Raw genomic sequence first — 838 nt, 5'->3', positions numbered from 1 at the left:
TAACCGTGAGCCATCTGCTTTAAACGGGTCCGCAACAAAACGCTCTGCCGTTAAATCTGGACGATTCAAATACCCTCGGGCTAACCCGACCTCTTCCGCCATGTATAATTCACCGATCATACCCGGCAGTACTAAGTTTAATTGGTCATCCAATATCCACGCTTGACGCTGCCCTAACACCTCTCCTATCGGCGCATATACACTGTCAAAGCTGCTTCCTGGTAATGCTTTCCACGTCAACGGCGTCACAACCGTCTCTGTTGGACCATAACCATTAATAAAAAACGCAGGTTTTAAAACTCGCTGGGCTAGTTCAAAAGACGCTTGTGGCATCGCATCTCCACCAAAACAATACACTCTAACTGGTGGAGGGTTGCCTATTTGTTCAACATACGCGGCCAACTCTCGTAAGAAGACTGGTGGGAATACCACCACACTCACGCGCTGTGCGTGCATATTTTCATACGTTTCTTGCAAGTCCCACTGTTTTTCTGGGCGAATAACCACTGTGCCACCATGCGTGACTGCTGATAACCAACGCTCATGGGCCCCATCAAAACAAAATGACATGAATATCAGCTCTCTGTCTGATGCGCTTAAGCCATAACGACGCCCAATTGAACGACAATGCATCCCTATCGAACCTCGACTTACCAACACCCCTTTTGGATTACCCGTTGAGCCCGAGGTATAAATAACATACGCCCCTTGGGCTGGATACACCGTCTCCATTTGCCAGCTATCATGGAGCGTTATCTCTGGTAAACAATGTAACTGCGCCTCTCCTGCCAGCTCAGCAATGCGGTTATCTGACACCAGTATGTGCTGCATCTGGCTG

General features: G+C 48.7%; 1 protein-coding gene. It reads right to left on the bottom strand.

Going from position 1 to position 838, the window contains the following annotated elements; genetic code table 11:
- Positions 1-838: AMP-binding protein (locus BGP78_RS22475; RefSeq protein ID WP_147386112.1), on the bottom strand; the 838-nt coding region annotated here is incomplete at both ends.

Origin of the sequence: Pseudoalteromonas sp. MSK9-3, assembly GCF_003590335.1 — a bacterium.
In the GTDB taxonomy this organism is placed as follows: domain Bacteria; phylum Pseudomonadota; class Gammaproteobacteria; order Enterobacterales; family Alteromonadaceae; genus Pseudoalteromonas.
This window is presented reverse-complemented; position numbering and strand designations above follow the sequence as displayed.